This window comes from Paenibacillus odorifer (assembly GCF_000758725.1).
Lineage (GTDB): Bacteria > Bacillota > Bacilli > Paenibacillales > Paenibacillaceae > Paenibacillus_AQ > Paenibacillus_AQ odorifer.
Window position 1 is genome coordinate 1,857,506 of record NZ_CP009428.1, and the last position, 14,297, is coordinate 1,871,802.

The window sequence follows — 14,297 nt, forward strand, 5'->3', positions numbered from 1 at the left end:
AACTGAAGACAACGGTGGTGAACAATTGATGAAGTCGCAAGCAAAAAAAGAAAAGGCGCATTTCCAGCTGCACCCTGCCAAATCGATTGGGGTGCGGCTTTTTCTCATCTTCTTCATCTCAACAATGGTGCTCGTTCTCTCACTTGGCTACATTTCCTATTCCGTAGCTGAGCAAACGATCGAGAATAACGCGCTGTCAGCCAATCAACAGACAGTCGTCCAAGCTGCAGAGAAGTTTGATGTTGAATTATTGCGTTATGAGGACGGCCTAGGAAGAATTCTTTACAACAATGAGATTCAGGATGCACTCAAACAAGGGAATAATCCCACTACAAGTAATGAGGAACGTAATTTGCAGTCTAACCAGATTAGCGCCGAGCTGAATGCCTGGCTGACCGCATCAAAGGGGGTAGAAGCTGTATACCTCATCCCGATGAATCAGGAAGTCCCCACTTCTTCAGCGGGATCAAAAGACAACGCTTTTATCAAGGAATTCAGAGAATCATCATGGTTCAAGCAGCTTGAAGAGGAACCACAAACACTGTGGATTCCCCGGACAGTACAAGAACAAGAAGGAAATACTTCGGGTATGTTTCATTTGGCACAATCGATAGCTGGGGATACACAAAGCCCGGGATACATAATTATCTGTGATATTAGAATTAGTGAATTAGAAAATCAGCTTCGTAAAGTTGATCTCGGACCCAGCTCTTACATGCAATTGCTGACGGATAAGGATGAATTGATCGCATCGTCCCAGCAAGTAGGAACAGATACTTATCTCAGTCTGGGAGGGACCCTTCTTCATGGTTTGGAGCATGAGGCGGGGTCATTGCCAACGAAGGATGAGAAAGGGAAATCCATACTAGCTGTGTATGGGACGATGGAAAGCTCCAGCTGGAGATTGCTTGGTGTTGTTCCGGCTGAGAATCTTACGAAAGACGCACTTCGTATTCTAAAAACTACATATATTATTGTTGCGGTGGCTGCTATTGTCGCCATTCTAATTGGTTACTGGATGTACAGAATGGTATCCAAGCCCTTGACCCGGCTTAAAGATTTAATGTCTAAGGGGGCAGATGGGAATCTTGGAGTACGCACGGAGATTACCTCACGAGATGAAATAGGTCAGTTATCGGGTTCCTTTAATAGGATGATGGAACGGATCACAGAACTGGTTATCCATACTAATGAAACGGCTCGAAAGGTAATGGAAACGGCCAATGAACTTAGTGGGGTATCGCGTAAGACAGCGATGGCCGCCAAAGAGATTGCCGCTGCAACAGAAGAAATTGCCGGAGGTTCAGGCAGCCTGGCTTTGGAGGCGGACCAGGGCAACGAGCTTACGGGGCAAATTTCGGTGCAAATGAACAAAGTGAACTCAGCTACGCATGAGATGGATCATACCGCACATAGTATCGGCGTGCTTAGTGAAGAAGGTTTTAATGAGTTAAAAGAGCTGCTTGGCAAAACCAATAAGACGGGCGATATGACGAATAAGCTCGTGTTGAAAGTGAATGAGCTGCAAGACACCACATCATCAGTGATGAAGGTGCTTGATGTTATGCAGAATATTACACAGCAGACGAATATTTTGTCTCTAAATGCAACGATAGAAGCGGCAAGGGCAGGGGAGTCCGGCCGGGGATTTATGGTAGTGGCCGATGAAATACGCCAGCTTGCAGATCAGTCCAAAGATTCCATTGCTGTGGTGGCTAATATAACAGACACCATTATGAAGGATATGAACGAGACCGTAGGTGTTCTCTCGGAAGTAGCCCCTCTTTTTAATCAGCAGGTGACTTCAGTGGAGAGCACTAGCGATATCTTCGTATCTGTACAGGATCAGATGCGTCATTTTATTACACGTTTGGAATCTGTTGCTTTATCGATGGATAGCTTGAGCCAATCCCAAAAGGTGCTGTCAAATTCCATGGGCAATATCAGCTCCATTGCAGAGGAATCATCAGCAGCTTCGCAAGAAGTGGCTTCGCTTAGCGGGGAGCAACAAAGTGTGAGTGATCATTTAGTGGAGCTGTCTGAGCAGCTTGAGCATGCGTCCCGGCAGTTGCAAGAAAAACTGTCCAAGTTTAATTTGTAACCTTGCATAACCTCAGTAATTATTTTCAATACAAAGACCAGTCTCCAATTATTTGGGACTGGTCTTTGTGCTATTCAAAAGGTTATAAAATAGCTAACTAAGCATGAGTGTAAATAATCCAGCGGGTGGGACATAATAAAGGCTATGAACGTCAGTCAGGAGGAATGGGATTGCACAATAATGTCCACAGACGCATACTCGGCGGACTGATTATTTTATGTTCAGTGGTAGCCGTGTTGGTCCTTAGGCTGGCGTGGATTCAACTGTTTATGAAGGAACAGACGGTCCCTGGAACGAAATATACACTTGCAAAGATGGCGGAAATTCAAAGCGAACGGGAGACTGTATTGGATACTGGGCGGGGGCGCCTGTATGACCGAAAGAGTGAACCCCTTGCCGGGGAAACCATTTGGACGGCTGCTTTTTTTCCTCAAGAGGCGAAGGCTAGGAATACCGTGACGAAGGTTGTATACGAAGAAGCTGAGTCCATGCACCGATTGGCAGCTATCCTTGGAGTGAGTTATGAGCAATTGCTAAACAAGCGCTCTTCCCTTAAAGAACCTCTGCTTTGGCCATCCTCAGTGGGAAAAGGACCGCTCGCACTTACATCCGCACAAGCGGAAGAAGTGAGTGCATTGGGGATCGAGGGCGTAGGCGTGCTTCCTTTTGCTCGCAGATATGATGGGAACGCAACTGGACGGCAGTGGCTTGGATATTTATCGGAAGCGGTCCCAAACACTGGTGGGAAGGCTTCGCCATCGGGGCTGAGAATTCCGATGACAGGAACGGACGGGTTAGAAAAGACCCTGGAGCCGTTGCTTCGAGGCGTCGGGCATACTGAGGCATACGCTCAGGTTGATGCGCACGGGCAACGTGTCCCGGGCAGTCCCATTCAAGTACGAACCCCGGGCAATCCGTATTATCCGCTGTCTTTATATACAACGATTGATAAAAAGCTTCAGGAACAAATAGAGGAGTTAGCTGTCAAAGCTGGAATGGAGGAAGGAGCCGTGGTGGTGTTAGACACCGGAACGGGAGATATTGAAGCCATGGTATCTTTACCTTTTTACGACCCAGAGAAGATATCCCCTGAAGGGGGAGAGTGGAATAACCGGGCGCTGCAGGCTGCTGTACCTGGATCAATCTTCAAAATCGTCACAGCAGCAGCGGCACTAGAAGCCGAGGTCACCTCAGCGGATGAGCTCTTCTATTGTTCAGGGCAATATGAGAAATATGGATTATCTTGTCTAAAAGGAAAAGGACACGGCGCCCTCACGCTGGCGCAAGGGTTCGCCGTGTCCTGTAATACAGTATTTGCTGCGCTGGCAGAGCGCTTAAGTGGGGCGCAGCTTCAAGCGACAGCACTCGCGCTGGGGCTCGGAAGAGATATTAGCTGGCAAGCGGAGAATACGCTTGGTTTTCCAGTTCTTAAGCCACTATCCGGTGAGCAGAAGGGGACGATCTTCACTTCTTTGCTGCCGGATGATCCAGGCGCCAGAGTGCAGACGGCCATTGGGCAGCGAGATGTGCAAGTGACACCACTTCAGGCAGCCAACCTGGTAGTGACGTTACTGCATGGAGGGGAAGTGAGAGCGCCAAGAATTCTCCAGCGTGTGACCTTTGCAAATGGTCAAAAGCTAGAGGATCTGCCGGGTCATCTTTCCCCTTCAACTGCAGGGAGGATCTCAGAATCTACAGCCCGCCAGCTGCTGTCCTGGATGCGTAAAGTTGTTACGGATGGAACCGGCACAAGTCTGCAGAGTACGAAATGGCCGGTTGCCGGGAAATCAGGTACGGCACAAACCCTTGTTAAGGGTGTGCCGCGTAACAATCAATGGTTTATCGGCTATGGGCCGGTGGATCATCCCAGATATGCTGTGTCGGTAGCGGTTGAGAACGTTGCTCCGGACAGTTCACATCTAGCGGTTAAGCTGTTTGGTCAAGTGTTGGATTTACTATCATCGGTTCCCTCTGGAGCTTGAGGTTCAGGTGGTGGCGCAGAGCTGGTATGATTGGAAGCTGGACCGTTAGCAGCAAAGGGCGAAACGATAAATTCCTCTTGCGGAAGATAGATCCAGCTCTGAAGATACCCTTGTTGAATCAGTTCTTTTATCAGAATAAGCAGAATCGGCGACAGGATCAGACCGGCCATACCGAAAGCAGATGTGGACAGAATGACGAACGACAGCATAAGGAAAGCTGAGGATACGCCAATCGAATTCCCGGTAATCTTCGGCTCAAGCAGCTGTCTAACAATTAGTACAATGGCAAGGAGGATAATTAATCCGATAGCCAGTGAAGTATTGCCCACGATGAACAAATAGATGATCCAAGGGACTAAAATTGTCGTCACGCCAAGAAGCGGCAAAACATCAAATACAGCGCAGACTAACGCCATTGTGATTTCGTTGCCGGTTCGCAGAATAAATAAGCCAACCAGAACTATGGCAAAAGTAATGCTGATCAGAATAAGTTGTGCTTTTAAATAGGACCCGATGGCTTTAAAAACATTGCCTTGTAAAAAGGCAAAGGCGTTCTTAAAAGTTTTTGGCATTTTGTCATGCGCGATTTTACGCCAATCTTTGATCTCCATGCTAAGGAAAAATGCCAAAATGATGGCTATCCCGAAATTGGCCATGAAGGTGGAGAAGGAGCCAAGAATACCGGCCATATATTTTAGAAAAGTAATCAGCCATCCTGTTAGGACATCCGTGGCATCTTTAAAGTAGCCGTTGACCTTGTTCGTAATATCGGGTGGCAAGTTATCTATTTTTTGCTGCAGGTAGGTCGTGGTCTCCACAAAATGCTGCTGCACCACATATGTATATTTAGGGAGGTTCTCTTGGAAGTGAAGGGCCTGGATCGTAATCAGTAGACCGGCACCAAATAATGTACCTAACAGCACAATCAGAAAGAGCAACACTGAAATAGCGGAGGCGAAAGGTTTACCAAGACCACGGCGGTTCAAGAAGCGGGCCAAGGGTTCGATAAGCAAAAATACAAAAAAAGACAGGAATACAGGTGCAGCTAACTGGTACAGTTTACTAAAGGAGAACATAATTAAATAAACCGTGAGGACAATTAATCCGATGTCAAAAAATGTGCGCCAATATTTTTTGTATAACGGCAGCATAGATATAAACAACTCCCTTTTTTTTATAAGTGGATATGCCAGGTTGATTACATTGTACATGATTTTACTTTAAAAGCGTCTATTTCTTTGATACATGTGTTAAAATAGGGGGTAACGTTTTTTTTATTCTACTTCACTTGGCCGTTTCACAGGTTCTGCTTGCAGACATTAGGCGAGCCAAAGTCAACTCTGGAAAAGCGGGGAATTAATATGCAGACTTTGCTGCTCTGGTTATTTTACATCTCATCATTTTATGCTTTTATCCCTGGTATGATCAGCCGGATTTTTGGTTACCGTGTCTTTCGTAAAGGAACTGGGCGAAATGAATTCGCTCTGACCTTCGATGATGGACCTGATCCTCGATTTACACCATTACTGCTGGAATTACTGAAGAGGTATGATGCAAAAGCGACCTTTTTTGTAGTAGGCTCTAATGCTGAACGTTATCCTGATCTTATTCAGCGTATCCATGATGAGGGACATCTCATCGGGATTCATAATTATGTTCACAAGACGAACTGGCTCATGCGGCCAGCAACCGTCCGCCGGCAGATTCAACGTACGAATGATATTATTTATAATATTATTGGCGAACGCAGTACGTATTACCGTCCACCTTGGGGCATTGTCAATTTATTTGATATTTCCAAACGACGCCAAGTTGAAATTGTGCTTTGGTCGGCAATGTTTGGCGATTGGCGTGAGAAGCTCGGCGCCGAAAAACTTACTGAGAAGATGCTGGCCCGTCTAAATCCCGGGGAAGTGATGTTGTTGCATGATAGCGGCACAACGCTGGGTGCAGATGCGGATGCTCCAGGGAATATGCTTGTGGCTCTTGAGCAGACACTGGAGGAAGCCCGTAAACGGGGACTCCGCAGCATTCGGATTGACGAAATGATTAAGATGGCTGAGACGTCACCTATCCGGCGCTTATCTTTTGGTAAACGGGTGCTTGTAGGACTTTGGTTAGCTTGGGAACAGGTATTTCAAGCTCTTTTTCATCTCCAAACGATTACTCCGTCAGATCCTTTCCTGCATTATCGGATGCGGAAATATCAGGGCGAACCGGTTGAACTCGAGGGTGGAGCACTGCTCCGTAAAGGTGACAAAGTCATTGAGCTGCACATCGATAATAAACAGCTGTTCGAATTAGGAATTCATTCACGTTCTTCCGCTCAACTTGCGATTCGAATGATCCGCAGAATGGAAAAGGATCTGCCCATTCTTGCTGAGATCATTGCCAAAGATGTGGATCTTGCAGAAGCCAAAGCGCTTTACGGGGTCAGCATGATTAACCGGGGACCGGAGAAATTCGGCTTTACCGTACGCGATTTGCCGGATGGCTTATTCGCACGTTCCTCTAAATTTTACTTAAGGATCCTGTTAAGTGTGATTCATCCAGCAGGTGGGGCAAGGCTTAAAGAACGGAGCGAGGTCCTTGTGCCGAAGCTTATCCTGATGCCTGTCTCAGAGCTGCTCAAAAAGATGAATCAACAGCTGCCTCATCATCCGAAAACTGCAAAAAAACGCAAATCGCAACAGGAAGAATCGTTGTCACTTAATGATTCGGTTGCGGAAGTAGAAATGCCAGGTGCGACAGTAACAAATTGATTCATGATCTTATTGATAAATATTATACAGTGGACGTGTAAAGAGATGTTCTACAATCCAACGTTGGGTTGTGGAACATTTTTTTGTTGGGATAATTAAAAAAAGAGCAGCCCGCCAGTAAAAATACTAAGGTGGGACTGCTCTTGCTTGTTTTAATATTCTTTTCTGCTAAAGGGATTAGATCTTCAGCACAGCGCCGTTACTTGCGTTGGTAACCATTTTGGAGTAACGAGCCAGGTAACCAGTTTTAACTTTAGGTTCGAATTCTTTCCAACCTGTACGACGAACTGCTAATACTTCTTCTTCAACCAGCAATTCAATCTTCCGGTTGTTGAGATCCAGTTCAATGATGTCTCCATCCTCAACAAAAGCGATCGGACCGCCTTCAGCTGCTTCTGGAGAGATATGACCGATACTGATTCCGCGGGAAGCCCCCGAGAAACGACCGTCTGTAATCAGACCGACCTTAGCACCCAGCCCCATACCCACGATTTGTGAAGTAGGCGCCAGCATTTCCGGCATTCCAGGTCCGCCCTTAGGACCTTCATAGCGGATAACGACTACATGGCCTTCTTTAACTTTACCGTTGGCGATACCTTCCAGTGCAGCTTCTTGGGAATCAAAGCAGATCGCAGGACCTTTATGATATCCGCCTACTGAAGCATCAACTGCACCAACCTTGATGATAGAACCCTCAGGAGCCAAGTTTCCGTAAAGTACGGCCAGACCGCCTCTTTCGGAGTAAGGGTTGTCGATAGTATGAATTACGGAAGTATCTTGGATCTCGTGTCCGATTACGTTCTCGGCTAATGTTTTGCCGGTAACGGTCATACATTCCCCGAACAGAGCACCTGGTTTCTTCAGCAGTTCATTCAATACAGCACTAACGCCGCCCGCACGGTCCACATCTTCGATAAAGATATCAGAAGCTGGAGCCAGCTTAGCCAGATATGGAACACGGTTTGCAACTTCGTTAATGCGTTCAAGCGGATAATCGATACCTGCTTCTTGAGCTAATGCAAGGGTGTGCAGCACTGTGTTAGTAGAACCACCCATTGCCATATCCAGTGCAAATGCGTTATCAAGGGATTCTTTAGTTACGATATCTCTTGGTTTAAGATCCAGCTTAATCAATTCCATCAGTTGTGTTGCGGATCTGCGAACAAATTCTCTACGCTCATCAGCAACAGCCAAAATTGTACCGTTACCTGGCAATGCCAGTCCAAGTGCTTCTGCAAGGCAGTTCATGGAGTTGGCAGTGAACATTCCGGAACAAGATCCACAGGTTGGACAACCGAATTGTTCTAATTCAAGCAACTCTGCATCGTTGATTTTGCCGACTTGGTGAGCACCAACGCCTTCAAATACCGAGGTCAGAGAGAGCTTGTTACCTTTACTATCTACGCCGGCTTTCATTGGGCCGCCGCTTACGAACATGGTTGGGATGTTAACACGCAGTGCGCCCATCATCATGCCCGGTGTAATTTTATCACAGTTAGGGATGCAGACCATGCCATCGAACCAATGCGCGGAAACTACGGTTTCCAAGGCGTCAGCGATGATCTCGCGGCTTGGCAGTGAATAACGCATGCCGATATGTCCCATAGCAATTCCGTCATCTACGCCGATCGTATTGAATTCAAAAGGAACGCCACCAGCTTCGCGAATCGCTTCCTTAACGATTTTACCGAACTCTTGCAAATGCACATGCCCTGGAACAATATCAATATAGGAATTGCAGACCGCAATAAACGGCTTTCCGAAATCTTCTTCTTTTACTCCGGCTGCTCTCAGGAGACTACGGTGTGGAGCACGGTCAAAGCCTTTTTTAATCATGTCTGAACGCATTTTCTTGGCTGCCATAATGACATTCCCCCCTAAATGAATTTCAATCAAATATAGTGTCGCATTAACGCAATGAACTCCAAAGACCTGCGTATATACGGTTTATAGAAAGAACGGGGACCTGCTTCCTGAATAAGAAAAGCGATGCCGTTTCTATAAAAAAAGCCGCTGTTTTGGTATAAACAGTTACCGCCTAAAATGAACGGAGAAGTCATTGTTATTAGTGAGTCTATCACAAAGAGCACGTTTTTTCTACCGGACAATGTGAAGTTTGTCGATTGACGCAAAGCGTGGGAAGTGGAGGAAAAGCTCATTTTCGAAAGGAAAGTGCTTTATTTGGAAAATGGATCAGGGTTCGGATGTATCTATTTACCACTCTAGACAACTTTAGGAGAGCTGAGTATGATGGGAGTTATTATTTTATGGGAGGTGCTGGAAAATCGGGATTTGTGTATTATTATCGCCGCGGTGGATCGTTTTTACGGGGATGAAAAGCTAAGGAGGGAAAGGGAATGTCACAGCGTACAACTTATTTAAATCCAATTGTAGCAAGCTCAGGAGACCCATGGGTATTCAAACATACCGATGGATATTATTACTTTATGGCCACAAAAGCTAAATGTCTGGAGCTGACGAGATCTAGAACCTTGACCGGCCTTGCGGAGGGCGACAAGAAAGTGATCTGGTCTCCCGAACCGGGGGGCAGCTACAGTTACAATCTGTGGGCGCCGGAAATTCATCATTTGGACAACAAATGGTACATTTACTACACTGCGAATGACGGAGGAGGCGACGATTCACGACGGATTTGCGTGCTGGAGAATGAAGAGGCAAACCCGCTGGAAGGGCAGTGGGTATGGAGAGGTGCTTTGCAGACACCTGTCCCAGGGTTGGATGGAACAGTAATGTCATTGCGGGATCAGCTGTACTTTCTGTATGCGGGATATGGTCATTTCCCTGATTATGGGTCGGCTATTTACATTATGCGAATGAGTAATCCTTGGACCTTGGAAGGGGAACATCACCTGCTTACCGCTCCAACTCTGTCATGGGAGAAGCAAGGTGGCATGGCGATTAACGAAGGTCCGGTAATTTTGCGGCGCAACAATCGTATTTTCATGGTTTATTCGGCAAGTACGACTTGGTCTGAGGATTATGCACTAGGGATGCTCACCATGAGCGAAGCGGCAGATCCTTTGCAACCGCTGTCATGGGAAAAATCAATGTCGCCTGTATTTTGCAAAAGTGTAGAGAACGGGATTTTTGCCACGGGGCACAATAGCTTCACACGATCTCCTGATGGCAAGGAAGATTGGATAGTCTATCATGCGCTTCCTTCCGCTGGAGCGGATGTGTCTTTGCGAGCAACCCGTATCCAGAAATTTGGGTGGAAGGTGGATGGGACACCGGATTTTGGGGTTCCTTGTAGGGATACGCTTGCTCAGACCGTACCGTCGGGAGAATAAGAATAAAACAGAAAAACAAGATTGAAAAGGCCATTCATTACAGAAAAACTGTAATGAATGGCCTTTTCATGTAATGCAGATATTTTTATTCGCTGTCGATAATAATTGACGAAAAACGCCTGTGTTATAAGGGTTTTTTCGCCAAAATACAGGGTGTTTAGTACGTTTTTTTAATAGGTTTGTAGTTGGTGTAGCCATATATTTGTTTGAGAAAAGTTCGTAAGATTACAAAATTATTGTATGAAAGCGTTGACATATGGATTTTGGATGCTTATAATTCGATCTGAGATACAGAAAAACTGTATTAATCAAGGGGAGTTATCTACAGGGCAAAAAGGAGCGTGGTTCCAAGCTTTGGATTTGCTTAAGGCGTTGTGGCAAATATTTTATAGTGGGAGGTTAAGTATGAAGAACAATGCAAAGCGTTTTTTTAGTCTTTTATTTGTGTTAATACTGATCATTTCGACTGTAACAGCATGTAGTGGCAACAGTGCAAACAATGGGGCTGATAACGGTGGCTCCAACAACAAAGAGAACGAGAGCACAGCCAAAGACCCGGTTGAGTTTACAGATATCAGCGCAGACATACGCGGCAATACAGCCCCAACGCAAGAGCAAATCGACGAAGTTAATCATTCCTTGAATGATACATACCTCGGCGACGTTTTCGATGAAGTCATTCCAAATGATTACTCAGCTTATCCTGTTAAAGGTGATGTGGTTCTGGATGTATGGATGCCTGCGAATTCCAATATTCCGGATATGAACAATCATGCTGTCCAGAAGCAGGTGGAGCAATTAACGGGAATCAAAGTAAACTTCATCACGCCGCCAATCGGCCAGGAAGCGGATGCCTTCACGCTGATGATCTCCTCCGGTGAACTGCCTGACATTATCATTGAGCCGGGACGTTATCCGGGAGGTTTTGAAGCGGGCGTAAATGACGGCGCTTATATCGATCTGACAGATCTGATGGAGAAAAATGCTCCGAACTATACGAAGTGGCGCAATTCGGATGAATCAAGAAGAAAAACCACGGTCACGGATGACGGCAAGCTGCTTGGCTTTTATGGCATCGCCCCATATTCAGAGTGGACTTGGTTTGGAACGTTGATTAAGCAAGAGGCGCTGGATAAAACAGGGCTTGAAGTTCCAAATACGATTGATGAATGGCATACCTTCCTGACAAAAGCAAAGGAAGTCGGATACAAAGCACCACTTAATTACGGCTCTACTTACGGCCAGATTTTTACCGGCATCATAAATGGCGCATATGGAGTATGGGATTGGACGTTCCTTGATGAGAATGGCAAAGTGGCCTGGGGGCCAGCACAGCCGAAAGCTAAGGAATATTTGACCACCATGCAGCAATGGAACAAAGAAGGATTACTGAACCCGGACTGGGCAACGGCAGACTTTAACCAGAGAATGGCGAGTGCCATTTCGGGAGATACCGCGATGATGATGGACTCTCCGGATACGATGTGGAGTTATTGGAAAGAGCAAAGCGGTATCGACTTTGTGGGGGCACTGAACCCGGTTCTAAACAAAGGAGATAAGTCCGCAACCACGTACAAAAATTTCAAAAGAGCGGGGATCGAAGCTGCGATCACAACGCAAAGCAAAAATGTAGAAGCGGCAATGGCTTGGCTTGATTTTAATTACAGTAAAAAGGGCTGGGAATTGATTAACTTTGGTGAATACGGCACGGTCCACCTGATTGATGACACGGGAATGCCTTATTATCCAGAGAACAGTTATATCTTTAAAGACCCTGAAGGTCAGCCCGTATCGACAACCTTATGGAAATACCGGATGCACAACTGGCCGGATATCCGGGATGAGCATCATTCCAACCCGCTGATCGCTGCCAAAGGAAGTTATTCGGGAGACATTCGCAAGAATTGGACAGAAAATATGGACACCAGTATGGCTATGCCACCTATTTCTTTTACCAAGGATGAAGCTTCGCGGGAAGCCGAGCTTGGAAACCAGCTGTCGACACTGCGCGGAGAGTATTTTGCAAAAATCATAATGGGAGACCTGCCGGTAGATGCCTATGATAAATTTTTGAAAGAAGCTCAGAGCATGGGACTGGAAGAGTTTTTGAGTATCCATCAGGCAGCCTTAGATCGATATAACAAACGATAGGTGGTTGTTTTATGGAAATGTTACGAAAAAACAGAGCGATAAAGCCCACTCCTCAGGACGCCAAACCTAAAAATACCAAGCTAGTGATTAAGAAGGATTTGAAAAAGAACTGGTTTGTCTATCTGTTGGCCGTCCCTGTTGTAGCATGGTTCCTGATTTTCTGCTACGGGCCGATGTGGGGGGTTATGATCGCCTTCAAGGATTTTAAACCCCTGCTGGGGTTTGGCCAGAGCGAGTGGGTAGGGTTTAAGCACTTTATTGATTTTTTCCAAGGGCCTTATTTCTGGCGGGTCGTTAAAAACACCCTTCTCCTCAATGTTTGGGGGATTGCCTTTGGATTTACAGCCCCGATTATTCTGTCCTTGATGCTGAACGAAATCCGTGGGGTTAAGTTTAAAAAAGTGGTCCAAACGATCACCTATATGCCGCACTTTATTTCCCTGGTGGTGGTATGCGGGATCATTCATATCTTTGCCGCAGATGAAGGGATTATCACGCAAATCCTGCAATTTATTACCGGAAAAGAGTACTCTTCACTGCTCGGCTACTCTTCGTTCTTCCGGCCGATTTATACCTTCTCCGGCATTTGGCAGAGCATCGGCTGGGATAGCATCATCTACCTTGCGGCGATGAGTTCCATCGATACTTCATTATATGAAGCTGCTGAAATTGACGGAGTGGGACGGATTAAAAAAATGTGGCATATTACGCTGCCGCAGATCAGCCCAGTTATCATCATTCTGTTTATTTTTGCCATCGGCGGGTTGATGTCATCCGGGTACGAGAAGATTATCCTGCTGTACAATCCTCTGATCTATGATACGGCGGATGTTATTGCCTCTTATGTTTATCGTCGCGGTTTAAGAGAAGCCAGTCTTAGTTATTCTACGGCTGTGGGCTTGGTCAGCTCAATCGTTAACTTCGGGCTGCTCTGGATGACAAATACAATAGCCAAACGCAGGTCCGAGGTCAGCTTATGGTAAGAAAGAGGGACAGCTATGAAAGATAATTTGCAGCGTAAAACGAAAAAAAGACGAAAACATAAATCCATCGGCGACAGAGTGTTTGACGGCACGCTTTATACTCTGCTGACCGCATTAACCTTGGTGTGTTTTTATCCGATCCTGCATATCCTGTTTGCTTCCGTCAGCGACCCCGGTATGTTGATTGCTCATAAAGGGATTTTGCTGAAACCGCTGGGGTTCACTTTGGATGGCTATAAGCTGGTGTTTAAAGATAACAGTCTGATCAACGGCTATAAAAACACGATTATATATGTAGGGTTAGGCACATTAGTCAACATGATCATGACCATTCTGGGAGCTTATGTATTGTCCAGACGAGGTTTGTATTTTAAAAACTTCATCATGATCCTGATTACAATCACCATGTTCTTTGGTGGCGGGTTGATTCCTTGGTTCTTATTAATGAAGGATATTGGCTTGTACAATAATTTGTGGGCCATGATTTTGCCAAGTGCTTTAAGTACATGGAACATTATTATTTTACGAACTAGCTTTCAAGCCATTCCGCAGGAATTGGAAGAGGCGGCTACTATTGACGGGGCAAGTCAGGCCCATATTTTAACGAATGTGATTCTACCGCTGTCCAAAGCTACGCTGGCCGTAATCTTTTTATACTATTTAGTGGGGAACTGGAACTCATGGTTTAATGCGATGGTGTTGTTGAAGGACAGACAGCTGTTCCCGCTGCAGCTATTAATGAAGGAAATATTAGTAGCTAATGATGCAACCGCAACCTCGATCGGCAGTGCAGGCGGGGTAGTCATCGATAGCGCCCAGAGCCAGACGGCTTTCCGCGAGCTGGTTAAGTATTGCGCGATTGTCGTTTCTACGCTTCCTATATTAATGGTATATCCTTTCTTGCAAAAATATTTTGTTAAAGGTGTTTACGTAGGTTCGATTAAAGGATAGCGGGCAAAAAAACAAGTTCATCTTATATAGAAATTATTTAATAGGAGTGAAGTACA

The 14,297-nt window shown here is 45.8% G+C and carries 9 protein-coding genes; 7 read left to right on the forward strand and 2 right to left on the reverse strand.

Annotated elements, in window-relative coordinates:
* Positions 1 to 28: 28 nt before the first annotated feature.
* Together PODO_RS07855 and PODO_RS07860 are read left to right on the forward strand one after the other, a co-directional pair.
* Entirely contained in the window at positions 29 to 2,101 is a 2,073-nt protein-coding gene (locus tag PODO_RS07855) for a methyl-accepting chemotaxis protein (RefSeq protein WP_052096882.1), read from the forward strand.
* Between the two features lie 170 nt (positions 2,102 to 2,271).
* Positions 2,272 to 4,083: a peptidoglycan D,D-transpeptidase FtsI family protein gene (locus PODO_RS07860; protein WP_370510597.1), complete on the forward strand. Its 1,812-nt coding sequence runs from the start codon at positions 2,272 to 2,274 to the stop codon at positions 4,081 to 4,083.
* On the opposite strand, the gene PODO_RS07865 is transcribed toward PODO_RS07860, so the two are convergent.
* Positions 4,041 to 5,234: an AI-2E family transporter gene (locus PODO_RS07865; RefSeq protein ID WP_038569524.1), complete on the reverse strand. Its 1,194-nt coding sequence runs from the start codon at positions 5,232 to 5,234 to the stop codon at positions 4,041 to 4,043. The genes PODO_RS07860 and PODO_RS07865 overlap by 43 nt on opposite strands.
* A gap of 210 nt (positions 5,235 to 5,444) precedes the next feature.
* Between PODO_RS07865 and PODO_RS07870 the strand changes: the two genes are divergently transcribed.
* Positions 5,445 to 6,845 carry a polysaccharide deacetylase family protein gene (locus PODO_RS07870; RefSeq protein WP_038569525.1) on the forward strand — a complete coding sequence of 467 codons (1,401 nt, stop codon included), beginning with the start codon at positions 5,445 to 5,447 and terminating at the stop codon, positions 6,843 to 6,845.
* A gap of 177 nt (positions 6,846 to 7,022) precedes the next feature.
* On the opposite strand, the gene ilvD is transcribed toward PODO_RS07870, so the two are convergent.
* Positions 7,023 to 8,708, reverse strand: coding sequence for a dihydroxy-acid dehydratase (ilvD, locus tag PODO_RS07875; RefSeq protein WP_036680967.1), 1,686 nt, complete (start codon positions 8,706 to 8,708; stop codon positions 7,023 to 7,025).
* Positions 8,709 to 9,202: 494 nt separating this feature from the next.
* On the opposite strand from ilvD, the gene PODO_RS07880 reads away from it, so the two are divergent.
* The 4 genes from PODO_RS07880 to PODO_RS07895 all read left to right on the forward strand — a co-directional run bounded on the left by PODO_RS07880 (position 9,203) and on the right by PODO_RS07895 (position 14,241).
* On the forward strand, positions 9,203 to 10,156 hold the full coding sequence (locus tag PODO_RS07880) for a glycoside hydrolase family 43 protein (protein ID WP_036680969.1): 954 nt from the start codon (positions 9,203 to 9,205) through the stop codon (positions 10,154 to 10,156).
* A gap of 405 nt (positions 10,157 to 10,561) precedes the next feature.
* Positions 10,562 to 12,307: an extracellular solute-binding protein gene (locus PODO_RS07885; protein WP_036680971.1), complete on the forward strand. Its 1,746-nt coding sequence runs from the start codon at positions 10,562 to 10,564 to the stop codon at positions 12,305 to 12,307.
* A gap of 11 nt (positions 12,308 to 12,318) precedes the next feature.
* The gene (locus PODO_RS07890; RefSeq protein WP_038569527.1) at positions 12,319 to 13,290 is read left to right on the forward strand and encodes an ABC transporter permease; all 972 of its coding nucleotides are present in this window, start codon (positions 12,319 to 12,321) and stop codon (positions 13,288 to 13,290) included.
* 15 nt (positions 13,291 to 13,305) lie between these two features.
* Positions 13,306 to 14,241, forward strand: coding sequence for a carbohydrate ABC transporter permease (locus PODO_RS07895; RefSeq protein WP_036680976.1), 936 nt, complete (start codon positions 13,306 to 13,308; stop codon positions 14,239 to 14,241).
* Positions 14,242 to 14,297: the final 56 nt, after the last annotated feature.